Below are 24,233 nucleotides of genomic sequence, written 5' to 3'. Positions count from 1 at the left end.
CTAATTCTCCTCTATTATACGTCTTACAGCAGGTACGTCTGCTGGAGCCCATTCTAATTTATCTAATTCATTTTTTCCTACCCATTTTATTTCCTTATGCTCAGTTAAAGTTGGTTTTTTATTGTTAAGTTTACACTTGTAAGTTGTTAAGTTAACTATTCCAAAGTCATACTCATAAGTTGTGGTTGTTACCTTATCACCAACAATTAAATCACATTTCATTTCTTCTTTAATTTCTCTTATTAATGCATCTTTTTCGGTTTCCCCATTTTCTATTTTCCCACCTGGAAACTCCCATTTTAAGGGTAAACTCATATTTTCGCTTCTTTGCGCACATAATATTTTGTTATCAGAATATATAACAGCACCTACTACATTAATTTCCTTTTTCAATTTCATCACCTTCACACCTTAATAAATTTATTTTAATTTTAACAAATGTATATGTGTTTATACATCCAAACAACTGCGAAAAATGCTCTGTTTATGTATATAAAATTTATTTTTTAAACAAGTCGTGGTTTACATACTTAATATATTAGATGAGTTAACAATATGATTTATATAGATAATTCATTGTTATTAAACGTATTTTATTTATGCATAAAAAAAGGTATTCAGATCATCTCAACCATCTAAATACCTAAAATTTTCAATTTATATATAATTACTTTAATCTCTCAAACAACTTCTGATAGTTATTCTTTGCTTGTTCATACTTGAGTGTATTTTTTGTTTCAACTTTTGTTAGTGGATTTTTAATTATTTTATCCATATAGGCTGCGAATGCTTCAATGTTATCTGGCTCAACAAGATAACCATTTTCACCGTGCTCTATGATTTCACCAGGACCGTATCTTACGTCATAAGCAATGACTGGGCAACCTACTTCAATACTTTCCATAACGGTTAAACCAAAACCTTCGTATTCACTGGTTAATAGTGAGGCTTTAGATTTTTTGAATTCTTCAAGTGGATGCTTGGTAAAATCATTTAAATCAACTTTATCTTCAATTTGATATTCTTTAACTAAATCTAGTATGACTTGTTTTTGATTTTGTTCATCTGCACCATAAATCGCTAATTTCGTTTGATGTCCATATTTTAAGAATTGATTATAAGATTTGATTAAATGGTCCACTTGTTTTTGTTTGCCTAGTCTACCAATAAATACAAATCTATCCTCTTTGTCATGAGTATCTTGTTGTCCATAGCTTTTAATAAAGTGAGGTACAATCGATATTTTTTCATCGCTGATACCATATGCATGTTGAATATCGTCTTTTTGCATATGTGTGAGCAAGAGGTATTGAGCTACTTTATCAGAATTTTCCAATGCAATTTTGTATGAAGATTTAATATAATCTCCATCGATGTGGCTATTATGAAATACAAGCACATTTTTTGTGTTCATACAGTTATTTAAAAGTGGTTTATCTAGAAGTCTAGCATCATTAAAAACAATATCATTTTGCTTAAAGCGATGTTCAAAATAATATTTAAAGAGATCTTTTTCGTTTTTAAAAGCCTTCATGATACGTTGATTTTTAAAAATTTGAATGAAATCTAATTCATTTGCCTTTTGAGAATTGAAAAATTTTTTACAGTAAATACTTCCCTCTGTGTCAAAATATTCTTCCAAAATTTTGTGATATGTGCGACTTGAGAAGTAAATCTTTCTATGCAATTGACCGAAGTGATTATATTCTCTACGTTCAATTTTTTTCTTAGAAATTGGTGACATCACATCTTCAAATTCTATGATATTTGTATCTTCATAAAATTTTCGATATAAAACATAAGTTTCTTGATCATAATATCTCATCACATTGCCATCATTGAATACTTTAGAAGTTAAACCTTCTATGTCTCTATCTTTTTCAGAGTAAAGCGTTTTTTTCTTAAATCTTGTTTTAGGTATTGAAAGTAATTTGAAATCAGATAACCAATCATATATATTTTCGATTTGCGTATTTTTCGTTATGAGTTGATTCTCTTCGAACTTTTGATAAACTTCATTATAATTAGCGTTATAATTCGTTGTTAATATTTTATTGTGAATGCCCATTTCTTTATCAAGAAATCGAATTCTTGTTAATAATGATTTAGTTCTTCCTCCGTGCACTAGGGGTAATGTGCTTGTTACCGTATATATCATTGTTTTAATCCTCACCTTTTAAGATGTATGCTATTTTATAGTTAATTATAAAAATATTGATGCATTTTGAAGCTAGAAATTTTATAATGTGATTTAAGAAGTATTTTATATGTTGTTTTAAAATAAGCTAAGAACTTTTTATGTTTTCGAAAATAAACGTAAACTAAAAATATAGTATAATGTATATTTTAATTTTAATAAAGAGGAATTTGTAAATATGAAAAATAATTGGATAGATGTATTAGACGAAAGTTTAGTCAAAGATTTTTATAATAATCAAACTTCCGAAGAGCAACAAGAAGGACTTAATACTACACTGTCTTTTGGTACGGCTGGTATTAGAGGAAAATTCGGTTTAGGTGAGGGCCGATTAAATAAGTTCACAGTATCTAAAGTAGCATTAGGCTTTGCCCATTATTTAACATCAAGTATCGCGCATCCTGTCGTCGTCATACATTATGACACAAGGCACTTATCACCTGAATTTGCTCAAATTATCGCTAATATTCTAGCAAGTCATGATATTAAAGTTTATCTTGCTGATACATACAGAACAACACCTGATTTATCATTTGCAGTCAGATACTTACAGGCTGATGCGGGTGTTATGATTACAGCTAGCCATAATCCTAAAGATTACAACGGAATCAAAGTGTATGGAGAAGATGGTGCTCAATTATCAACAGACGCTTCCGCACAATTAAGCACATATATCGATAAGTTAGGTCATCCACTTCATATTAATGTACCTAGTTTAACTACTGAACAACAATCATTAATTCATTCAGTCCCGAGTGAAGTCAAAGAAGATTATTTCAAAAACGTACAAGACTTAGTTGGAACGATTCCACAGTCCGATTTAAAAGTTGTCTTTACAAGCTTGCATGGTACGAGTGTGCCAATTGTACCTGACATTTTATCTTCTCTTAACTTTAATCAATTTGAGTTAGTTGCATCACAATGTGAACCTGATTCAGATTTCAGCTCTGTAGCCAGTGCAAATCCAGAGGATCATAAAGCGTTTAATCAATCGATAGAACTTGCTAATCACATTGATGCTGATTTACTTATTGGCACAGATCCCGATGCAGACCGCTTAGGAATAGTTGAACGTGATGCTGAAGGTAACATCTACTATTACAACGGAAATCAGATTGGTGCACTTTTGTTAAATTATCGCATCAAACAAACAGAAGGATTGCCTAATAGAATCATGTTCCAATCAATTGTAAGTGGTGGATTAGCTAAATCTCTTGCTCAATATCATAATGTTAATTTCAAAGAAGTTTTGACAGGTTTTAAATATATCGCAGCTGAAATAAGACATCTGTCTCCTGAACAAAACTTTATTTTTGGCTACGAGGAAAGCTATGGCTTTTTAGCTCGTCCTTTCGTAAGAGATAAAGATGCGATTCAAATCGTGCCATTAATGATTAAGTATGCAGCTGAATTAAAAAATGAAGGACGCATGCTTAAAGATGAATTAGAAGACATTACTCGAAATATCGGTAACTTTAATGACAAGCTCTTCTCACATACATTTGAAGGTACTCAAGGCAAGGCAAAAATTGAAAATATTATGACTCAATTCAGAAGTGAAACACCTTCGGAAATGTGTGGTCTTAAAGTCATTGCAATCGAAGATTTTGAAACAGGTAAAAAGACTGACTTACAAAATGATGAAGTTAGCGATATAACTTTACCTAAAGCGAATGTAATAAAGATATACTTTAATGAAGGATTTATTGCTTTGCGTCCTTCTGGTACAGAACCTAAAATTAAACTTTATGTATCACTTTCTTGTGACCATTTTGACGTAGTTGCACAAAAAATGAACGATGCTATATTTAACTCTTAAGTAGAAAAAGGTGGAAATGTATTCTCTTTGCAATCTTAATATCGAAATGGAGTTAACATGGTTAGTAGAATCTCTAGGTTGAACTCTCGATATTGGGTACTATTCTTTCTAATAATCAAAATTTGATGACAGTGAATACTCAATCCAATCATCCACTATAAATACGTAAAATGCCTGGGACAACTATTTTGTCTCAGGCATTTTTGATTGAATTTAAATATCTAATTGCTTAATGAATGCTTTTAAGTCTTGACTCATTTCTGGATCTTTTAAAGCATATTCAATCGTTGTTTTAACAAATCCTAATTTTTCTCCAACATCATAACGATTACCCTCAAAATCATATGCATACACTTGTTGTTTGCTATTCATTCGTTCAATCGCATCAGTTAATTGAATTTCATTTCCAGCACCTTCTTGTTGTGTTTCAAGATAATCAAAAATTTCTGGTGTTAATACATAACGACCCATGATTGCTAGATTAGACGGGGCAGTACCTTGTTTCGGCTTTTCTACAAATTGACGTACTTCATATCGACTTCCCTCTTTAGCAGAAGGATCAATGACACCATAACGATGTGTATCAGATTCTGGCACTTCTTGAACACCTATTACTGAATGGCCTGTTTCTTCATAAACGTCCATTAATTGTTTAATAGCTGGTGTATCAGACTCTACAATGTCATCTCCTAATAACACTGCAAATGGTTCGTTACCGATAAACTGTTTTGCAGTATGAATTGCATGTCCTAGCCCCTTTTGTTCTTTTTGTCGTACGTAAAAAATATTAGCTAAATCTGTTGAATATTGTACTTTTTCAAGCAGGTCTGCTTTTCCTTTATTTTCAAGAACCATTTCTAATTCTTTTTGATTATCAAAGTGATCTTCAATTGCACGTTTATGCTTGCCAGTCACTATAATAATATCTTCAATCCCTGCTTTAGAGGCTTCTTCTACAATATATTGGATTGTTGGTTTATCTAATATTGGTAACATTTCTTTTGGCATCGCCTTAGTTGCTGGTAAAAAACGAGTACCTAAACCAGCGGCAGGAATTATTGCTTTTTTTATCTTTTTCAATCTATAAACTCCTTTACCTATTTACGTAATTAAACTCTTAATAAAGTGTATCACTATTTAAAATGCTTTCATAGTAGTGTTTTTTCACCACAATCTTTTTCAATATTAACATTAACTTAATCAAGAATTGAGTTAGAAATTAAAAATACTCGAAAAGAAATTAACTTTATTTTAAATATATCGGTGACAGACATCCACTGAAAAACACTCGCTATATTTTTAAAATGAGAGTGGCAGGAAATTTTTCTCTATACAAATAAACTAATAAACAAAATAAATAAAATGCCTGATACTGAAATAATTGTCTCTAATAAAGACCATGTTAAAAATGTTTCTTTAACTGTCAGCCCGAAATATTCTTTAAACATCCAGAACCCTGCATCATTGACGTGAGAGAGAATTACGCTACCTGCACCTATTGCAAGAACGACCAAAGCAACATTAACATCTGAATGTTCTAAAAGTGGTAACACGATGCCTGTTGTTGATACGGCAGCAACTGTAGCTGATCCTAATGAAATCCTTAAGACTGCAGCTACAATCCATGCTAATAAAATGGGTGACATGCTTGTTCCTTCAAACATCTTAGCGATTGTATCACCTACACCACCATCAATGAGTACTTGTTTAAATGTACCACCACCACCGATGATGAGTAACATCATGCCGATTGGATAAATAGCATGCGTAACTGATTTCATAATGTCTTCCATTTTTCGTTGTTGCTTCGTTCCCATCGTAAAGATTGCAAATATCACTGCGATAAGCATTGCAGTACCAGCAGTTCCTATAAAGTAAACAATTTGTTCAAATACATTTGTTGCTTCTTCGTGTCCTGTAATCAGTTGCACAATTGTAGAAATCAACATAAGAATAACAGGAAACATAGCAGTTAATAAACTTATTCCGAAACCTGGCATCTCTTCTTCTTTAAATTCCTTTTGAGTACCTAAAGAAGAAATATCCCCTTCTCTCGTATACGCTGTTGGAACCATCTTTTGCGCAAATCGATTAAAGAGTGGACCTGAAATAAGTGTTACAGGAATAGTAATAATCATACCATATAACAAAACTTCACCAATATTCGCTTTAAGCTCTTTAGCGATGACAACGGGTCCAGGATGCGGTGGTAAGAATCCGTGTGTAACGGATAACGCTGTGACCATTGGTAGTCCCAACTTTAATATTGATACATTTGCGCGTTTAGCTACTGTAAATACGAGTGGGATTAATAGTACAAGACCTACTTCAAAAAATAACGCAATACCAACGATAAATGCTGCTATCAACATAGCCCATTGAACATGTTTTTGACCAAACTTTGCAATAAGTGTATCAGCAATACGTGTTGCGCCACCACCATCGGCTAATAATTTACCTAATATCGCACCTAAGCCAAAGATTAAAGCAATGTGACCTAGCGTACTACCCATACCATTTTCAATGGTTTCCATAATTTTGTTAAGTGGCATACCTAATAATAACGCCGTTATCATTGAGGTAATGATTAATGAAATAAATGTATTAAGTTTCAATCCAATAATTAATGTTAATAAGATAATAATTCCTAATACAACACTGATGAGTGGCCAAATCTCTCCAAACATCGCATTCCCCTTCTTTCTCTTGTTTATTATTCATATAATATATAAGCAATTAATCACTTAAATGTTCTCGTTGGAAATTCGCAATATCACTATAATTCTCAGTCATAGAACGACTAATGTTAATAAAAATGGTGACAAGTTGTTGGTAGATGGCAACTGTTTCTTGGTTAGGTGCATGGGCATGTGTAGTACCAACCATATCTTTAATGACTGAAAAATCATCTATTTCTCCCAAAGCTTTCATTCCAAGTACACATGCACCGAGACATGAACTTTCGTAGCTTTCAGGTACGATTAAGTCAGTATCAAAAATATCTGCCATCATTTGTCGCCAAATTTCACTTTTAGCAAACCCACCCGTCGCTTTAATTGTTGTCGGTGTTTCATTCATCACTTCAATTAATGCCAGATAAACTGTATATAAGTTATACAGTACACCTTCCAAAGCTGCACGAATCATATGCTCTTTCTTGTGAGATAATGTCAATCCGAAGAATGAACCTCTAGCGTCAGCGTTCCACAATGGTGCGCGCTCTCCAGCTAAATAGGGATGAAAAATTAATCCCTCTGCACCTGGTTTTACTCTGCTGGCAATCTGAGTTAACACATCATAAGGATCGACCCCCAACCTTTTAGCCGTTTCAACTTCACTCGCTAAAATTTCATCTCGTAACCATCTCAAAACGACACCACCATTATTGACAGGACCGCCAATCACATATTGATCTTTATCGAGAATATAACAGAAAATACGCCCCTTCTCGTCTGTTTTTGGCTGATTAATTACCGTACGAATTGCGCCCGATGTGCCAATAGTTACAGCAACTTCACCTTTTTGATAGCTATTTACACCTAAGTTAGATAATACGCCATCGCTCGCTCCGACAATCACAGGCGTTTGCTCATCAATACCCATCAACGTTGCGTAGCGTTTTTTCATTCCAGTTAAAATATGTGTGGTTGGAACAAGTTGTGGTAATTGATTTTTTTCAATACCTAACAATTCTAAAGCTTTATGATCCCAATCTAATTGTTCTAAGTTCATCATACCTGTAGCTGATCCTAAAGAATAATCAATGACGAATCGCTCATATAATTGAAACAGTACGTATGTTTTTAAATCTGCAAACATAGCTGTTTGTTTAAATATTTCCGGTTCTTCACGTCTCATCCAAAAGATTTTAGATAATGGTGACATAGGATGAATCGGTGTACCAGTTCGTTGATACAATTCAAAACCGCCATATGATTTTTCTATTAAATCAGCATAATCATTCGCTCGATTGTCAGCCCAAGTGATATTTTCAGTTAAACGTTGATTATCCGCGTTCATAGCAATCAAACTATGCATTTGCGCACTCAAGGAAATAAATTTAATATCTTCTTTTGCGATGCCAGATTCTCTTACAATATATTTAACCGTCATAAGCACAGCATCAAATATTTCATCCGGATTTTCTTCCGACACATCTACGTTTGGTGTATGTAAGTCATAGCCAATATTATGTTTCATTATAAACTTGCCTTTTTCATCATATAGCACAGCCTTCGTACTCGTTGTCCCCATATCTACACCAATCATATATTTCATATTCATCCCTCTTTTCTATAAATTAACGTAACCAGAAAGCTTCAATATTTTCTCCTACATCATCAAAATTTAAATGGAATGCTTTTTTCAATATGGAGGCATCATCGTTCTCAACAGCATCTATAAAAACTTGATGATTACTATGAATTCTCTCGAAATCTTTAGGGTTATTTGCCATTCTTTGTCTCATTGAAATGAGTATGAGTGATTCCATAACAGGTTTAAGATGATTCCAAAACACTTTAAGATACTGATGGTTTGTTGCTTGAATCATCACCTCGTGAAACTCAAAATCATGTTGTGTAAATGCTTCAGCATCCTCAAATTGGACTGCAACCTTCATCATTTCTAATTGCTTTTTCATTTCCTTAACAATATGTTGTGTATCTGTACCACTTAATTTTGAAAAAGCAAATGATTCGAGCATCAAACGCAAATCATACATCTCCTTTTTCTCTTGATCTCCAAAAGGAAGCACCTGTGCACCCATACGCTCTAATTGAATCAATTGATCTGTTTGAAGTAACTTAAATGCATCTCTGACCGGTGAACGACTCACATTAAATTGTTGTGCAACTTGATTTTCACTTAGTTGTATATGGGATTCAATTTCGCTATTCACTATTCCTAAACGTAACTCAGCAGCTATTACTTGTCCTGAAGTCATGTTTTCCTTCCACTTTTTCGGATAACCATACGTCACGTTCTATCCACCTCAATTCAATGTCCCTCTACTTGTATACAAGTATGTTAATATACAAATTTTTGTTTTGCAAGCGCTTTCTTTTAGGTGTTTTGACATTTTAAACACAATTCAACAAAATATTTCTTAGAATTATTTACATCCATCTTTGATTCGTTCACTTTCCTTCCTCTCAATACAATTTATAAAACAATGTAAAATACACTTAAAACATACTTACTTATTGCTTGTTTCTTATTATTCAATTATATATTTTATATTTCATAAAAAAATATAATTATATTGACAACGCTTACTTGGATACTTAAAATTTACTCGTAATTATTTTTCAGTTTTATACATCATCATACGATTAGGAGGTTATAACATGTTTAATTTCTTAAAACCAGCTAGACATATCAAATCATTGCCATCAGAAAAAGTAGATGATACGTATAAAAGACTACGCTTTCAAGTCTTTTTAGGAATATTTATCGGTTATGCTGGTTACTATTTATTAAGAAAGAACTTCTCTTTAGCAATGCCTTCATTAATTGAGCAAGGCTTTAGTAAAGGGGAATTAGGTATTGCGTTATCTGCAGTATCTATCGCATATGGCTTTAGTAAATTTGTAATGGGAACTGTCAGCGATCGAAGTAATGCTCGAATGTTCTTAACTTTAGGTTTAGTATTGACAGCAATTATTAACTTATTATTAGGATTTATTCCATTCTTTACTTCAAGCATAACTATAATGTTTATCATGCTGTTTTTAGTTGGTTGGTTCCAAGGAATGGGTTGGCCACCATCTGGACGTGTGTTAGTTCATTGGTTTAGTGTCAGCGAACGCGGAAGCAAAACGTCAATATGGAATGTAGCACATAATGTAGGCGGAGGTTTAATGGCACCTATTGCTACGTGGGGTATTTCCATGACTGCATTATACAACTTCGGTTATTTAAAAGGGTTTGAAGGCGTCTTTATATATCCTGCACTATTGGCTATCATTATTGCCATCTTCTCTTACATACTTATTAGAGATACACCACAATCTCAGGGGTTACCACCAATTGAGCAGTATAAAAATGATTATGCCACTTCAACTAAACAAACAATTGAAACAGAATTAACTACGAAAGAAATATTGTTTAAATATGTACTTAATAACAAATGGGTATGGGCGATTGCTTTTACAAACATTTTCGTTTATTTTGTGCGTTATGGTGTTTTGGACTGGGCACCGACATACTTAAGTGAGGAAAAGCATTTTGATTTAAGTGCTTCAGGTTGGGCTTACTTTTTATACGAATGGGCAGGAATTCCGGGCACACTACTTTGTGGTTATCTATCTGACAAACTATTTAAAGGTCGTCGTGGTCCAGCAGGCTTCTTCTTTATGTTAGGCGTAACAATCTTTATCCTTATATATTGGTTAAATCCACCAGGTCACGCATGGTTAGATAATCTTTCATTAATTAGTATTGGTTTCTTAATTTATGGTCCAGTCATGTTAATTGGTTTACAAGCGTTAGATTATGTTCCTAAAAAAGCTGCTGGCACTGCGGCTGGTCTAACTGGTCTATTTGGATACTTGTTCGGTGCAGTTATGGCTAATATTGTATTAGGGTTTGTAGTTCAACATTTTGGATGGCATATTGGCTTTGTGTTATTAACAGTCATCAGCATACTCGCTATGTTATGTTTCATTTTAACTTGGAATAAACGTGGTCAAGAACAAATCGACTAATATCCTAAGTGTGCTCAATCATTGATTACGATGCGCATATGTCCTATTCAGTCGTGTGCTATATATAAAAATAGCCTAAGACTATTCGTCTCAGGCTATTTTTATGCTTTGCGTCATGTAGCATAAATGAATTTTTATTAATATATCCAAATTGCATTCATTGCTTAGCAATTTCTACACAATAATGTATTTCGTGACAATCAGGACATTGAAGCTTTCTAGTTTTAGGTGTATGTGATGCTGTTACAAATTTAATGACACTAGGATTAAACACATGGTGGCAATTAGGACAGACATATGAAACATTCTTTTTATACTTTTTTGTTAACCAAAGTGAATACATAGCTACAACAGGCATCATCGACAAGAATGGCTTTTTCCTTTGAGTTACAATTGAAGTGATTAAACCACCATATTGTAATAAACCAATCAGAGCTATACTTAACCACAATTTCTTTCTAACACTTTTGAGTCTATGAGATTTTTTCATATAAGTAGCTATATCTTGTAAATAATGAATTGGAGATATTGAATTTTGATGAACATAACGCTGAATTTGCTCTATTTTACGTACCTTGTTTTCTTTAACTGTTATCGACTGTTGTATCTCATGCTTTTTGATTTGAAGAAGAGTGTAAAGCGTCTTCATTGATGAGTCTTCTTGTAATAACACTTTAATTTCTTTAATTGTGCAACCTATTTCCTTAAGAAATAAAATCAGTTCAAGTTTCTCCACTTCCTTATCAGTGTAAAAGCGTCTGTTAGTTTCAGAAGTATAATTTGGCGATAAGATTCCTTGTTTATCGTAGTACTGAATAGTGCGTGTTGACACATGGCATTTATGAGCTATATCTCCTGAAGTATAAATCGACATAGACATCTCACCTCCTAGTCAAAGCATACTCGATAACGTTACGTCATTATCAATAACTTTATTCATTTCTAGACGTCCGGACGTCTTATTTTTTGGAAATCCACGCTTTAATTTCATCTACCACGCCAGTTTGTCCATCCGATTGGGTTTCTAAAACACTCGGGAAATCTATATGACCGATTCCTGGATAAATAACTTCTTTAGTTTCTCCACCTAACGCCTTAAATTTTTCTAACGTAGCTTGAGAATCCGTATAAGGAATAATTTGATCTTCTTTTCCAGACATAAATAAGATTTTCGGAAATTGTTTAATCTCATCGATATCTGGTAAATAATCTGTATTAATCGTGTAAATCATATCCGTAATTATAGTTTTAATAGGTGCAATAAATTGTACCAAATCAAGTGCGTTTTCCTTTTGTGCATAAATCGTTTTATCAAGTATATATTGAGGAAGATTTTTTACTGCCTTAATTTCATCTTTTAACACTGCTCGCTTACTCTCACTAGTGAATAATCGTGCTAACATACTCGCATCTGGAGTAATTTTCGCTGCGCTATGTAAATAAATAAGATGAGATACTGGTAATGTATTATACTTAAGTAATCGTGTCGCAATCATTCCTCCCATTGAATAACCAACAATACTCAGTTCTTTTATCTGTTGCTCCTTAACAATTTGCGTTAATACATCATATATACGTTCAGCGTAATCATCTAATGTATGAGTGTCACGATCTAAATCTGAACTTTTACCACGACTTGGACAATTAATAAATATTAATTTGTAATCTCTGAAGTAAGGCTCGAACATCGTCATAATTTTATATGTTAAGAGTGCACCATGAATAAATACAATCACATCATCAGCTTGGCTATCTCCTGCGTAGGCAACTTCACTATATTCTCCCTCAAATTGTTTAAGTGGATAAACTTTAGTTGTAAAATTTTGCTTAATCATATACATCCTCTTATTCTTAATACATTAATTAATATAATAATATCATATAATTTAATTTTTTATAATTATACTAATCATATGTCCATCCTCTTTATGTTACTACATATTTAAAACTGTTCTTTCTATTTAAATAAGTTTAAACAATTTGAATCACACCAATACGCTTAATAAAAAATTAATATTATTCTCATACTTAATTAACATTTTCTTACTATTCTTAATACTAGGAAACGACCGTTGCTGATAAATAATTTATACGTTTTGCACAACATCATTTACATTTTCATCATCTAGGGAGGCATTTCATGGTTATTTCAAAAAAATTATCACTTATTACTATAGGTATCTTAATAAGCATTCTTTTAATTTCTCTACTTATTGATCAACCTATCTCACATTATTTCATGAATCAGAATTCAATTTTCGGTACTTTATTTCAAAACTACGGTTTATTTCCACCTACGCTCATATTAATTATTTCAACTGTAATTTTAAATTATTATATTTTCACTACATTTCAAAATAAATTAGCTAGAATGTTAACCTTGCTTATATCTTTCATATTCACCCTAATTAAAACCAATGAATTCGTGTCAGAAACTGCTCAATATATGTTATCTACATCAGAAAACATCAAAAATCATAAGCCAATGGGTATGGCAAATAATGAAGGAAACGCTGGAAATGCTTTATCTTTAGGAATGAGTTTCTTTATTTCTTTGATTATCATTATAATTATCACTTTTATTTGTTATCAATTTTGGTTAAAACATACAAATAACCAAGAACTTGATCATTTATTCAAAGTTTCACTTATTAGCTTTATGATTTTATTTATTGGATTAGAACTCGTTGATAGCTTGAAACATTTGTGGGGACGTTTTAGACCATATGAAATCACTGACAAAGCCGGACATTTCACTCACTGGCTAACAATAAATGGAAACACTGGACATAGTTCCTTCCCTTCAGGACATACTGGAAATGGTGCATTTCTAATGTTTATCGCATTTTACTTTAAAAAATTACGCACTCAAAAAATAGTATTTAGTATCGGATTATGTTATAGCATTTTAATGGCATTGAGCAGAATTCGTATTGGTGCACATTTCACTAGTGATGTAACAATGAGCTTGCTCATTATGTTTTCACTCATGGTTATTGCAGATTTTATCATTAATCAAGTCATATCTAGACATAAAAACAAGCTAAGTAAAGACTAGAATTAAAATATTAATCACAATTTAAATGAAGTAATATAGTAAACGGTAATTTTCTTTGTATTAACTAGAAAATTACCGTTTTTTAATTTCTCCTATATGATTTAAAACAAAAACTCACGCTACTTCTCTCGATTTGAAATTTCTGAATGTATTTGTTGCATTTTACTTTCTACATTTGTAATTTCTGATGCACATTGCTCTAATAGTCCTTTATATTTTTCAGTATCTGTATCATTTTTATAACGAATTTTGTGTTCTAAACTTGCCCACATATCCATGCCGATTGTACGAATTTGTATTTCTACTGGTGTTACTTCTACTGAATCTGCTAAAAATACTGGAATAGATACGACGATATGTAAACTTCGATAGCCGTTTTCTTTAGGATGTGTGATATAATCTTTACGTTTTAATAATTTAACATCTTCTTGTCTTAATAACATTTTTTCAATGACATAAACATCGTCTAAATAGTTACATACGACACGTATACCAGCAATATCCATAATGTTATCTTTAGCACTTTGTGCACTTACTTCAAATCCTTTACGATTCAATTTTTTAACTAAACTGTGCATCTCTTTTACTCGTCGTTCCATATGATGAATTGGATTATGTTTATATTGATAGTTAAAGTTATCATCTAAAATACTTAATTTTGTACTTATTTCTTTGAGTGCTGAAGAATATAGGTGGTCCAGTTCCACAAATCCAACTAATGTATTAAATGCTTCATCATCATCTTTAAAATGTTTTAAGCTATTTTTGAATTCGTCTCGTAAATTTTCGATATAAAGTGCAGGCTTTCTCTCTACATACATCTTTCTCAACCTCCGATTTCTTTTCAAACCCATTATAGCGAATTAAAATTTAATATAGAAATTTTATGTCATATTACAGTTGTATCATATATCATTTATATATAAAAAAACTGAGACAACAATAATTGTCTCAGGTAACATTCATTCATGCTTTTAATCATCGATAAGTCAATTTCATACATTTATTAGCTTTTATATTACAATACCAAATGTTTATATGAGTCTATCACTTCAACATATATCCATCGCCATTATTTTGTTTAGAATCACTCATCTTTTCGATGCTCAATCACTTTGGTACCTTTATTCTCTGCGATATGTTGTGCACGGTTAACTGCTTCAGATTTTGTATCAAATGTATCTGAAGCTCGTTTAGCCTCTGTAGATTTTACTTTCCATAGCTGATCTTCATAATATACATGAACATTTTCTTCGTTAAGTTTAGGATTAGCTGATTCATCTTCTTGATGTTGCGTGATATGTTTGTTTTTTAACGTCTCTAATTCTTCTTTTGACGCATGTTGATACCATTTTTCAGCTTGATTTGTAGCAATGGGTATCACATCAGATTCTTTATAGCCATCTTTGAGCATCGCATTACCAATATCAATCGCTTTTTTCCGTTCGAGTTCTTCAAAGTTTTTCCAACTTTGAGGATAATCTTGCATCGTCCAAGGCATCGTCTTACCTCCTCAATAATTTACTACACCTTACCACTAAATTTGTTTAATTAAACAATACGAGACATCTTTACTAATTAATCTTTTGTGATGGCCTGACGTTGTTCAGCACAATTACGTTGTATATTCATAAGGGAAGCACGGATGTAATTGTATTGAGGTAATGGTTGCATGTCTCTGAGATTTAAATCTGCTTGAAATTGGAAATGCTTAGCTATATTTTCAAATACGACTAAATATTCACCCATTAAATCATCATTTATTTTTTGTCGGTGTTTATTATTCATGGCACGCTCTAGCATAAAACTTATTTCCTCTAGCGCAAATATGCTTGGATAGTAATATCTTACCGCTTCTTTATTACTAAACAATTCACCATTCGCTGAATTGTAAATCTGTGTCACATTACTGATTTTGACGTTTAAATTTAAACTTTCTACCCTATCACGTTCATTCGTTTCCTGTTTATTTTTTGAAAATAAATAATGAAATAAAATACCTTCTTTACGTACCAATTCGGCAATAGCATCAGATAACATTGAGGATGCAGTTTTACGCGCGAGTATGAATATACCAATAACTGCAATAGCTATACCTATTAGAACGTCAATAATTCGAGTGTATGCTATCTCAATATTTAAATTTTGAGAGGCTAGACCATTGAGCATAATGACCTGTGTCGTAATAAAAATAACTGCAAATGCATAGTTAGATGCCACAAAAGCTTCCGTCATCATGGCTGAAAATCCCATAATGATAATAGCGAAAATAGGATCGATATGAAATGCCAAAATTCCCGACAAAACAATAGTTTCTATTATTGTTCCAATTCCTCTAGCAAGTGACCTGTCTAACGTACGAATCGTTGTCACATTACCTAACATGATGGTATGCGCTGACAATGGTACCCAATACGCTTTTTGAATGTTAAACGCTAGAGCAATAAATATAGCCACTGCCATAATAACTGTATATTGCAAAGCATTTCTAAATACAATTGAGTCGAAAGTTAGATTTTGATATATTCGCTTGCTATATAAAGGCTTGCGAATATCTGCTTCATATTTAATTTGATTATCGTTTGCGTGAATCATTTCATCTATTTTCAAAATATGATCCATTAAATTTTGAAATTCTGGTGCCACATCAACAACTTTTGACCACGGTCGATATTGTTTAGGTTGTTGAACACTTTTAATGATATGATCCATCATTTCAACTAAGTCATTTGGTAATGGACGAATATGATTTTCATTGAGTTCTAGTAATTCTGAATATATCCCTTGTGCTGATGTATGTAATAAAATTAATTTCTGAAACCTTTTACTTAATTTTCCATTACCACCTGATGTTGAAGTAATTAAAAGTTTTTCAGAATTTCTAAATTCTGTAACAGCATTTCGAGCATATGCTTTGAAATCCTCTGGCTCATCAAAATGATGTAGCAAGTTATGTAATGTTTTAAAATCCGCATGAATTGCTCTGTCTTCTGCTTTCTCTTTAGCAAATATGATTGTTAAAATTACTGTTATGGTTGCCAACATACCACCAATGAGAATTGCAGATCCACGTAAAAGCGCTTCTTCTGGGGCTATCGGTAAGTTTATAGATAAGCAAAACGTTACTAAAAAGAATGTCGATGATGGACCAGCGATTTTTAGTGCATTAAACGTATAATATGGGATTGTTACAACAATCAGTAATAGTAATCCAAATAAAATAGGCTGAGATACTGTTAAGGTGCCAAGAATCATGCAAATAGTAAATGATAGTGAACATGTGATGACTGTTTTTAACATAGATTGCGGTGATCCACTAAAAACGTAGACATGTGCTAGCGTACCTGTTGATATTAAAATACCAAACATAGGGAATCCTAATAAGTAACCTATCAATGCTGGTAGTATCATTAAAAATCCTTGTCGTATTCCTTTAGCTATATCAATCTTTGAACGGTCGAAGTGTATCAAAGAGTTAATGATTTGTTGCATCCCAATCTTCCTTTCTCTAACATCCCACAAATTCAATTAAAAAAGGACAGAACATATACTTCATACATTTATTGTTCTGCCCTTCATCAACATTGTTGAGAATTATGATATTTAATTATTATTTTACCACATTGTCACTTTAGAGTAAGTACAGATTGTGATTATAATTGAATAGGTTGACTTACATCAATTTGAGGTTCTTCAATTAAATATTGACTAATATTATCACTAAAAACTTTAAAGTGATCTGATTGATTGTGTGCTTGAACCGCTTGTTCGTCTTTATAGTTTTCAACTACGACAAAGACATTTTTCTCAGTTACATCTTCGTAATGATGATAGAATAAATTACCTTCTTCTTTTCTAGAATTTATGACTAATTCCTTCATAAGTTTTAGATAATCTTCGCGTTTATTACCATCGATTTTTAATTTTGCGTTAATAATAATCATTTTAGTCAACTCCTATACATATTAATTATAAGTTTAGCAGTTTATAACTGATTAAAAAAACAATTCGCTTATCGCTTCCATGTTCTATACCACATAATAAAAGAATAAACACACGCAATGATATGAATGTCATTGCATGTGTTTCAAAAAATATTATTTATTAACGTGTTCTTCACTAACAACAAGAGGTTTATCTGGTTTAACGAAGAACCATAAAATTGCTGCTATAATAGCCGGAACGATTAAGAGTTGTAATGTCATTGACCATCCTAAATGATCTACAACAATTCCTGCAAGTAAAGGACTAATAAGTGCGCCAACATTTCCCCATAAGTTCATCCAACCTGACACAGTTCCAGAGAAATTACGACCTAAGTCAGTGGCTGCAGCCCAACTCATTCCCATAGAAATACCTACGCCACCTAAACAAAGTGATAACCAGAAAATGGTTACATATAAGTTGTCTGTATGTACAGCTAAGAAAATTGAAATTGAGAATACCACAAATCCCGCAATGGCAATTACACCACGTGCAACAAAACGTGATTGACCTGTATTCAAAATCTTGTCTGAAATAGCTCCAGCAAATAAAATTAAGAAGAACATAAATAACCAAGGTAATGCACTGATAGTCATTTCTTTGAAATTCACATGATATTGTTCAGTTAAATATGTTGGTAACCATATTAGGAACAACGCGATAACAAACTGAACTACAAAATATTGTAATGCGATTGCGTAGAAGCTGAAATGACTTAAAAAACGTTTCCACGGTGGTAAAGATTTCTCAGTTGCGACAATATCACGATTTTGAGTAATAAATCTTTTCTCGGCATCGTTTACCATTTTATGTTGTTCTGGTAAGTCCTTAGCAATAATTGCCCAAAGAACTGCCATTAAAATTCCTACAACCCCGAAAATGTAGAAAACGGCTTGCCAGTTAAAAGCATTGACAATGGCTATTGTAATAATAGGTGCTAAAACTGGACCAAAATAAGAACCTGCTAACAACGCACTAGATGCACGACCTTTTTCATTTTTAGCGAACCAAAAAGAGTTAAAAACCGCATTGGATGGATACATTGGCGCTTCACCAACACCAAATAAGAATCTAATAAAGTAAAGTAAACCATGATGTTTAATCATCCCTGTTAAGATGGTAAATGCACTCCACCAAACTAAAGCGACAGTAATCATTTTACGTGGTCCAAACTTCTCTGCTAACATTCCCGAAGGTACTTGCATTAATGCATATCCTAGAGAGAAAAATGATGCTAATAAACCAAATTGTGTCTTAGTTAACCCCAAATCTTTCATCATCGGTACTGCAATATAAGATATGTTAGATCGATCCATGTAAGCAATAACCCCAATAAAGAAGAACCCTATTGCAAAATACCAACGAACATTACTACGTTTTTCTTTCATATTTGTTTCCTACTTCCATTTGTATTCTGTTGTTTCTTATTATGATGTCGTTATGTTTCAGAAATCCCCTCTGGTGACTGTTTTAACTTCAATTTTTAAAACAACTATTAAGTTGTAGCGCTACAATTTTTTATTAATATAGCACGTAGTGTAAACGGTTACAATACTTTTTGTGAAATTTTTTTGAACTTTTTAAAATTTTTTGTGTATTTTAGATGCATCTTACACCTTTATATCTTTTACCGCGCCCCTTACACCCTATTCTCACAATATATTAGCAATCATTAGTTATTGATTTTTTAAAGATGGTTTCTAAATATGTACTTTGCCAATTAAAGTTTAAAATAATTCGCAAATGATGATAATAACTTTTAAATGAATACGATATCTACAAATTACTTAATAGAAATTGTAAAGAAATTTGAAGTCTTTTCTTAAAGGTAGTAAAATATTGTAAACGAAGCATTTAATATCTTGTAAATTAATTTCATATTTAACCACTGGAAGTGCCTTTGTTTAAGGCTGAGAGTAAAGAACTGACTTTATAATTCCTGGAACCTGATCCAGTTCATACTGGCGTAGGGAAGTGGCGACGCTCAATTTTATTAAGTCATACTAAAGCTCAACGCTATTTCCCAATTTAAGGGAAATGGCGTTTTTTTATTGTAGAAATTGGGGGGATATTTATATTTATTGCGATTACACATCATAAACAACTGACTAGGGACGATTTACAGCATTATAAACATATCGAAGAAGCTATTGATAGCTTGTTATTTCGCACTTCCATGAATAACGAAGAAAACAAGGACATGATTCAATCTTTACTTCAATTGGGTTTTAGTAAAGATAAAATAATTATTCACAGTGATACGACACTATTAGAGGAATTAAATCTAAAACGTATTCATTTTAAGAGTAATGATACAACTGCTTTCGCATATAAAGCAGCTCATCCTGATATTTGTGTAAGTATGTCTACACATGACGTTGAAACAGTAAAACGATGTTATGAAAATAATTTAGATTATGTCTTTTTGGGGCACATTTTTCCGACCGCTTCACATCCAGATACGCCACCACGTTCTAAAGAGACCATTCAACAAGCATTAGATGTTCCTATCCCTATTTATGCTATTGGCGGTATCAATGAACATTCAATTCAAAAGATGCCACCTGGATTTAAAGGTATATGTGCCATATCATATTTTAACAATGCTTCACTAGAAGAAATTAAACAATTAAGAAAGGAGTGGTCTACTCATGCATGATGTACTAATCATTGGTTCAGGCGTTATTGGTATGTCAATTGCTAGACACCTCAGTGCAACACACTTAGATGTTGCAGTCATAGATAGAGATGTACCTGGAAAGCATGCGTCATATAAAGCTGGAGGTATGCTTGGCGCACAAAATGAATTTACAGAGGATAGTGACTTGTTTCAATTAGCCATCGAATCTCGTGCTATGTTTCCACAATTAAGTAAATCATTATTAGATGAAACAGGCATAGACATTCAATTTAAAAATTCAGGACTTATCAAAATTGCTAATGAACGCGATGATATCTCATCTATAAAACGACAATATCAATTTCTGAATAGTCAAGACCGTAGTGTCAAACAATTATCAGATGATGATTTGCTACAACTTACACATGGTGAAGTTAATCCTTCATACGCGGCCATTCACATACCACATGATGGTCAAATTAATGCACATCATTACACACTGGCATTATTAGAATCAATGAAGTTAAGAGAGATTAAGCGTTATGCGTCTACAGAGGTCACTTCAATAGAACGCCATAATGGCTATTATTTAGTGAAAACCAATCAATCTTCAACAATTGAAGCGCACAAAGTTATCGTTGCAGGTGGCGCATGGTCTTCGCAATTATTAACACAATATCATCTACAACGACAAGTGATTGGCGTTAAAGGAGAAGTCATCTTATTAGAAAATAACGATCTTGCACTTACTGAAACATTATTTATGACTAATGGTTGTTACATCGTTCCAAAACAACCCAATCGTTTTTTAATTGGTGCGACGAGTGAATTTAATAATTATTCTGTTGGTACTACAGATGAAGGTATGGATTGGCTTCTTCACCATGCATATCATCGTGTACCTCAACTAAAAGACAGTCATATACTGAAGAAATGGTCAGGAGTAAGACCATACACTGAAAAAGAAATGCCAGTCATGGATCAAATTGATGATGGCTTATACGTGATAAGTGGTCATTATCGAAACGGAATATTATTGTCACCTATTATCGGTCGTGACATTGCCAATTGGCTACTTTCTGGTATTAAACCATCACGTTATTCAAGTTTTACAGTTACAAGGAGGAATAATCATGAAGTGTATCATTAATGGCGACCTCTTCACTTTCGATCAGGATCAATCGATACAAGAGGTTTTACATTCACTTGAGTTAGACCCAAAACGAGTGATTGTTGAACTAAACAAAGAACTTATCAAGCAAGACAAATATGAAGAATATACTGTAAGAGAAGACGACAGATTAGAATTACTAGAAATTGTTGGAGGCGGTTAATATGTTTAAAATAGGAAATTTAGAATTACAATCTCGTTTACTTTTAGGTACTGGAAAATTTGAAAATGAAGAGGTTCAATCAAAAGCAATTGAGGCATCTGAAACAAATGTACTTACATTTGCAGTAAGACGGATGAATTTATATGATCGTAACCTACCTAACCCACTTGCAAACGTTAATTTAAAAGATTTTATCACTTTTCCAAATACTGCAGGTGCCAAAACAGCTCAAGAAGCCATCAGAATTGCTGAAATTGCTAGTCACGCAGGTGTATGTGACATGATTAAAGTCGAAGTCATTGGTGATGACGAAACATTACTACCTGATCCTTTCGAAACTTATGAAGCATGCAAAGTATTGTTAGAAAAAGGCTACATTGTTTGTCCATACATCTCTAATGATTTAGTTTTAGCTCAACGTTTGGAAAAATTAGGTGTACACGCAGTCATGCCACTTGCATCCCCTATTGGCACAGGTAGAGGTATTAATAACCCATTAAATTTAAGTTATATTATCAAAAATGCTAGTGTCCCTGTCATCGTAGATGCTGGTATTGGTTCCCCTAAAGATGCGTGTCATGCCATGGAGCTTGGCGCAGATGGTATTTTACTCAACACAGCCATTTCAGCAGCAAAAGATCCTGTGAAAATGGCTGAAGCAATGAAATTAGGTATAAATGCCGGCAGACTTTCATATGAAGCTGGACGCATTCCTGTTAAGTATACTGCACAAGCATCTAGTCCATCAGACGGTTTAGGGTTCTTGTAAAATGTCGCGTTATGAACGTCAAACACGCTTTGCACCATTTGGAGAAGAGGGACAGCAAAAGCTATCTAACTCTCAAATACTTATTTTTGGTGCTGGTGCTTTAGGAAGCCATATTGTAGATCAACTCGCACGCATGGGGGCTCATCATATTGCAATTGTCGATATGGATATTGTTGAAATTTCAAATTTACATCGACAAACACTCTTCGATGAAGGAGACGCACATACTTTAATATCCAAAGTAGAAGCAATCAAGCATAAGATTAATCAAATTAATACAAATGTCAATCTAACAACTTATGATTTAGAAGTTACTTCATCAAATATCGAAAATTTGATAAAAAATGTCGAACCAGACATCATCATTGATGGCATGGATAACTTCAAAATACGATACCTGATTAATGAGGTTTGTCACAAGCATCAAATCCCATGGGTTTATGGTGCAGCTGTTGGTAGTAAAGGGTCAGTATATGGAATAGATCACCAAGGACCATGTCTAAAATGTTTATTGCAAACAATTCCTGACACAGGGGAAAGTTGCGCTATTAATGGCGTACTTCCCCCTGTTATATCAATGGTTGCAAGCTATGAAGTAGCAGAGGCCGTACGTTATCTTTCAGGAAAAGGATTTTCTAAGCAATTAATCACTATCGATGCATTTAATATCAATTATAAGTCAATGAATGTAGATGCACTCAAAAATAAAGATTGCCCAGTGTGTGAAAAACATGAATATACGTTACTAGAAAGCCAACAAGAACGTACCATTGAGGACTTGTGTGGGAATGCTTATTTATTTAGATTTCCACCTAAAGCTTTTAAACACGCTGCCCATTTCCCTGGAAATATGGTGAAATCTACTTCCTTTGCCAAATTAATTCAATATCAAACTTATGAATTCACCTTGTTTAAAGATGGTCGTATGAATGCATATGGTATACACAATGATGAAGAAGCACATCACCTATACAATACGTTGTTAAAATCCATACGCTAATTAAAGTAAGATTGTTACCCTTTCAACCTGTTTCTTGTTAAAATAACTTATACTTAACATCAAGTTTACGACAACTCGATTAATTTAAAAGGAGAAACTAACGTTGTATGGAACAAATTATCACTGATTTTATTAGTAAGTGGGGTTATACAGCGATATTCATTTTAATCTTATTAGAGAACGTATTACCTGTCGTTCCATCTGAGATTATTTTAACTTTTGCAGGCTTATTATCTGTGAAATCACACTTATCTATTTGGACATTATTAATTATAGCAACAATTGCTTCATTCATTGGTTTACTCATTTTGTATTATATTTGTAGACTTATCTCAGAAGAGAAATTATATCGTTTCGTTGATCGACATGGTAAGTGGATGAAGTTAAAAAGTAAAGATTTGAAACGGGCAAATGATTGGTTTAAAAAGTATGGTGCATGGGCTGTATTTTTATGTCGATTTGTCCCGGTACTTCGAGTATTAATTACAATACCTGCTGGCATTAATCGAATGAACGTTATTCAGTTTACAACTTTATCGTTAATAGGTACTACAATTTGGAATTTTGCTTTAATACTGCTCGGTCGTTTGCTCAGTGACAGTTTTGACGCTTTGATGAATGGTATTCATACATATTCACGTATCATGTATGTCATTATTATTATTGCATTCATATATTTTGTCATACGTTATTTAATGAAACGTCGTCACAGTGTTAAATAAATGTTATGCTAAGTTTTCCGTTT

General features: G+C 32.9%; 22 protein-coding genes and 1 riboswitch. Of the genes, 9 read left to right on the top strand and 13 right to left on the bottom strand.

What is annotated here, in order from left to right:
- Entirely contained in the window at positions 1 to 393 is a 393-nt protein-coding gene (locus NST35_RS02190; RefSeq protein WP_002458179.1) for a (deoxy)nucleoside triphosphate pyrophosphohydrolase, read from the bottom strand.
- A 274-nt stretch (positions 394 to 667) separates the two neighbouring features.
- Positions 668 to 2,158 (bottom strand): glycosyltransferase, encoded by a 1,491-nt coding sequence (locus tag NST35_RS02185; protein ID WP_002458180.1) that lies wholly within the window; start codon positions 2,156 to 2,158, stop codon positions 668 to 670.
- Positions 2,159 to 2,375: 217 nt separating this feature from the next.
- On the opposite strand from NST35_RS02185, the gene NST35_RS02180 reads away from it, so the two are divergent.
- Positions 2,376 to 4,016: a phospho-sugar mutase gene (locus NST35_RS02180; RefSeq protein ID WP_002458181.1), complete on the top strand. Its 1,641-nt coding sequence runs from the start codon at positions 2,376 to 2,378 to the stop codon at positions 4,014 to 4,016.
- 213 nt (positions 4,017 to 4,229) lie between these two features.
- Here NST35_RS02180 and galU read toward each other — a convergent pair whose 3' ends face one another.
- The 4 genes from galU to NST35_RS02160 all read right to left on the bottom strand — a co-directional run bounded on the left by galU (position 4,230) and on the right by NST35_RS02160 (position 8,997).
- The gene (gene galU, locus NST35_RS02175) at positions 4,230 to 5,096 is read right to left on the bottom strand and encodes a UTP--glucose-1-phosphate uridylyltransferase GalU (RefSeq protein WP_001831553.1); all 867 of its coding nucleotides are present in this window, start codon (positions 5,094 to 5,096) and stop codon (positions 4,230 to 4,232) included.
- A gap of 248 nt (positions 5,097 to 5,344) precedes the next feature.
- The gene (locus NST35_RS02170) at positions 5,345 to 6,703 is read right to left on the bottom strand and encodes a gluconate:H+ symporter (RefSeq protein WP_002458182.1); all 1,359 of its coding nucleotides are present in this window, start codon (positions 6,701 to 6,703) and stop codon (positions 5,345 to 5,347) included.
- Between the two features lie 49 nt (positions 6,704 to 6,752).
- Positions 6,753 to 8,294, bottom strand: coding sequence for a gluconokinase (gene gntK / locus NST35_RS02165; protein ID WP_002458183.1), 1,542 nt, complete (start codon positions 8,292 to 8,294; stop codon positions 6,753 to 6,755).
- 22 nt (positions 8,295 to 8,316) lie between these two features.
- Positions 8,317 to 8,997 (bottom strand): GntR family transcriptional regulator, encoded by a 681-nt coding sequence (locus NST35_RS02160; protein ID WP_002458184.1) that lies wholly within the window; start codon positions 8,995 to 8,997, stop codon positions 8,317 to 8,319.
- Positions 8,998 to 9,364: 367 nt separating this feature from the next.
- On the opposite strand from NST35_RS02160, the gene glpT reads away from it, so the two are divergent.
- Positions 9,365 to 10,723 carry a glycerol-3-phosphate transporter gene (glpT, locus tag NST35_RS02155; RefSeq protein WP_002458185.1) on the top strand — a complete coding sequence of 453 codons (1,359 nt, stop codon included), beginning with the start codon at positions 9,365 to 9,367 and terminating at the stop codon, positions 10,721 to 10,723.
- 157 nt (positions 10,724 to 10,880) lie between these two features.
- Here the strand turns inward: glpT and NST35_RS02150 are convergent, their stop codons facing one another.
- Both NST35_RS02150 and NST35_RS02145 read right to left on the bottom strand, forming a co-directional pair.
- Complete coding sequence (locus NST35_RS02150; RefSeq protein ID WP_002499901.1) at positions 10,881 to 11,597, bottom strand: MerR family transcriptional regulator; 717 nt, start codon at positions 11,595 to 11,597, stop codon at positions 10,881 to 10,883.
- Between the two features lie 85 nt (positions 11,598 to 11,682).
- On the bottom strand, positions 11,683 to 12,558 hold the full coding sequence (locus NST35_RS02145) for an alpha/beta fold hydrolase (protein WP_002458187.1): 876 nt from the start codon (positions 12,556 to 12,558) through the stop codon (positions 11,683 to 11,685).
- Positions 12,559 to 12,863: 305 nt separating this feature from the next.
- Here NST35_RS02145 and NST35_RS02140 point away from each other — a divergent pair, with 305 nt between their 5' ends.
- Positions 12,864 to 13,781: a phosphatase PAP2 family protein gene (locus NST35_RS02140; protein WP_002458188.1), complete on the top strand. Its 918-nt coding sequence runs from the start codon at positions 12,864 to 12,866 to the stop codon at positions 13,779 to 13,781.
- A 119-nt stretch (positions 13,782 to 13,900) separates the two neighbouring features.
- Here the strand turns inward: NST35_RS02140 and NST35_RS02135 are convergent, their stop codons facing one another.
- The 5 genes from NST35_RS02135 to NST35_RS02115 all read right to left on the bottom strand — a co-directional run bounded on the left by NST35_RS02135 (position 13,901) and on the right by NST35_RS02115 (position 19,153).
- Entirely contained in the window at positions 13,901 to 14,602 is a 702-nt protein-coding gene (locus tag NST35_RS02135; RefSeq protein WP_002458189.1) for a GTP pyrophosphokinase, read from the bottom strand.
- A gap of 266 nt (positions 14,603 to 14,868) precedes the next feature.
- Positions 14,869 to 15,282 carry a DUF2188 domain-containing protein gene (locus tag NST35_RS02130; protein ID WP_002458190.1) on the bottom strand — a complete coding sequence of 138 codons (414 nt, stop codon included), beginning with the start codon at positions 15,280 to 15,282 and terminating at the stop codon, positions 14,869 to 14,871.
- Between the two features lie 77 nt (positions 15,283 to 15,359).
- Positions 15,360 to 17,273, bottom strand: a complete 1,914-nt coding sequence (locus NST35_RS02125) for an FUSC family protein (RefSeq protein ID WP_340747243.1) — start codon at positions 17,271 to 17,273, stop codon at positions 15,360 to 15,362.
- Positions 17,274 to 17,434: 161 nt separating this feature from the next.
- Positions 17,435 to 17,725: a putative quinol monooxygenase gene (locus NST35_RS02120; protein WP_002458192.1), complete on the bottom strand. Its 291-nt coding sequence runs from the start codon at positions 17,723 to 17,725 to the stop codon at positions 17,435 to 17,437.
- Positions 17,726 to 17,878: 153 nt separating this feature from the next.
- A complete protein-coding gene (locus tag NST35_RS02115) occupies positions 17,879 to 19,153 on the bottom strand; it encodes an MFS transporter (RefSeq protein ID WP_002458193.1) in 1,275 nt (424 codons plus the stop codon).
- Positions 19,154 to 19,645: 492 nt separating this feature from the next.
- Positions 19,646 to 19,755, top strand: a riboswitch (TPP riboswitch).
- Positions 19,756 to 19,824: 69 nt separating this feature from the next.
- Here NST35_RS02115 and NST35_RS02110 point away from each other — a divergent pair.
- From NST35_RS02110 to NST35_RS02085, 6 genes are all read left to right on the top strand, one after another.
- Complete coding sequence (locus tag NST35_RS02110) at positions 19,825 to 20,424, top strand: thiamine phosphate synthase (RefSeq protein ID WP_080009679.1); 600 nt, start codon at positions 19,825 to 19,827, stop codon at positions 20,422 to 20,424.
- Complete coding sequence (thiO, locus tag NST35_RS02105) at positions 20,417 to 21,535, top strand: glycine oxidase ThiO (protein ID WP_002458195.1); 1,119 nt, start codon at positions 20,417 to 20,419, stop codon at positions 21,533 to 21,535. The genes NST35_RS02110 and thiO overlap by 8 nt, the downstream gene beginning before the upstream one ends.
- Positions 21,519 to 21,719: a sulfur carrier protein ThiS gene (gene thiS, locus NST35_RS02100; RefSeq protein ID WP_002447125.1), complete on the top strand. Its 201-nt coding sequence runs from the start codon at positions 21,519 to 21,521 to the stop codon at positions 21,717 to 21,719. The genes thiO and thiS overlap by 17 nt, the downstream gene beginning before the upstream one ends.
- Position 21,720: 1 nt before the next feature.
- The gene (locus NST35_RS02095) at positions 21,721 to 22,488 is read left to right on the top strand and encodes a thiazole synthase (protein ID WP_002458196.1); all 768 of its coding nucleotides are present in this window, start codon (positions 21,721 to 21,723) and stop codon (positions 22,486 to 22,488) included.
- A gap of 1 nt (position 22,489) precedes the next feature.
- The gene (thiF, locus tag NST35_RS02090; protein WP_002458197.1) at positions 22,490 to 23,488 is read left to right on the top strand and encodes a thiazole biosynthesis adenylyltransferase ThiF; all 999 of its coding nucleotides are present in this window, start codon (positions 22,490 to 22,492) and stop codon (positions 23,486 to 23,488) included.
- 107 nt (positions 23,489 to 23,595) lie between these two features.
- Positions 23,596 to 24,210 (top strand): DedA family protein, encoded by a 615-nt coding sequence (locus tag NST35_RS02085; protein ID WP_340747242.1) that lies wholly within the window; start codon positions 23,596 to 23,598, stop codon positions 24,208 to 24,210.
- Positions 24,211 to 24,233: the final 23 nt, after the last annotated feature.

This window comes from Staphylococcus sp. FSL W8-0304 (assembly GCF_038006565.1).
GTDB classification, from domain to species: Bacteria; Bacillota; Bacilli; order Staphylococcales; family Staphylococcaceae; genus Staphylococcus; species Staphylococcus epidermidis.
This window is presented reverse-complemented; position numbering and strand designations above follow the sequence as displayed.

Coding starts and splice junctions, on each gene's coding strand:
- NST35_RS02185 (WP_002458180.1), bottom strand. CDS start 2,158: ATGATATATACGGTAACAAGCACATTACCCCTAGTGCACGGAGGAAGA.
- NST35_RS02180 (WP_002458181.1), top strand. CDS start 2,376: ATGAAAAATAATTGGATAGATGTATTAGACGAAAGTTTAGTCAAAGAT.
- NST35_RS02170 (WP_002458182.1), bottom strand. CDS start 6,703: ATGTTTGGAGAGATTTGGCCACTCATCAGTGTTGTATTAGGAATTATT.
- gntK (WP_002458183.1), bottom strand. CDS start 8,294: ATGAAATATATGATTGGTGTAGATATGGGGACAACGAGTACGAAGGCT.
- glpT (WP_002458185.1), top strand. CDS start 9,365: ATGTTTAATTTCTTAAAACCAGCTAGACATATCAAATCATTGCCATCA.
- NST35_RS02150 (WP_002499901.1), bottom strand. CDS start 11,597: ATGTCGATTTATACTTCAGGAGATATAGCTCATAAATGCCATGTGTCA.
- NST35_RS02145 (WP_002458187.1), bottom strand. CDS start 12,558: ATGATTAAGCAAAATTTTACAACTAAAGTTTATCCACTTAAACAATTT.
- NST35_RS02140 (WP_002458188.1), top strand. CDS start 12,864: ATGGTTATTTCAAAAAAATTATCACTTATTACTATAGGTATCTTAATA.
- NST35_RS02135 (WP_002458189.1), bottom strand. CDS start 14,602: ATGTATGTAGAGAGAAAGCCTGCACTTTATATCGAAAATTTACGAGAC.
- NST35_RS02130 (WP_002458190.1), bottom strand. CDS start 15,282: ATGCCTTGGACGATGCAAGATTATCCTCAAAGTTGGAAAAACTTTGAA.
- NST35_RS02125 (WP_340747243.1), bottom strand. CDS start 17,273: ATGCAACAAATCATTAACTCTTTGATACACTTCGACCGTTCAAAGATT.
- NST35_RS02120 (WP_002458192.1), bottom strand. CDS start 17,725: ATGATTATTATTAACGCAAAATTAAAAATCGATGGTAATAAACGCGAA.
- NST35_RS02115 (WP_002458193.1), bottom strand. CDS start 19,153: ATGAAAGAAAAACGTAGTAATGTTCGTTGGTATTTTGCAATAGGGTTC.
- thiO (WP_002458195.1), top strand. CDS start 20,417: ATGCATGATGTACTAATCATTGGTTCAGGCGTTATTGGTATGTCAATT.
- thiS (WP_002447125.1), top strand. CDS start 21,519: ATGAAGTGTATCATTAATGGCGACCTCTTCACTTTCGATCAGGATCAA.
- NST35_RS02095 (WP_002458196.1), top strand. CDS start 21,721: ATGTTTAAAATAGGAAATTTAGAATTACAATCTCGTTTACTTTTAGGT.
- thiF (WP_002458197.1), top strand. CDS start 22,490: ATGTCGCGTTATGAACGTCAAACACGCTTTGCACCATTTGGAGAAGAG.
- NST35_RS02085 (WP_340747242.1), top strand. CDS start 23,596: ATGGAACAAATTATCACTGATTTTATTAGTAAGTGGGGTTATACAGCG.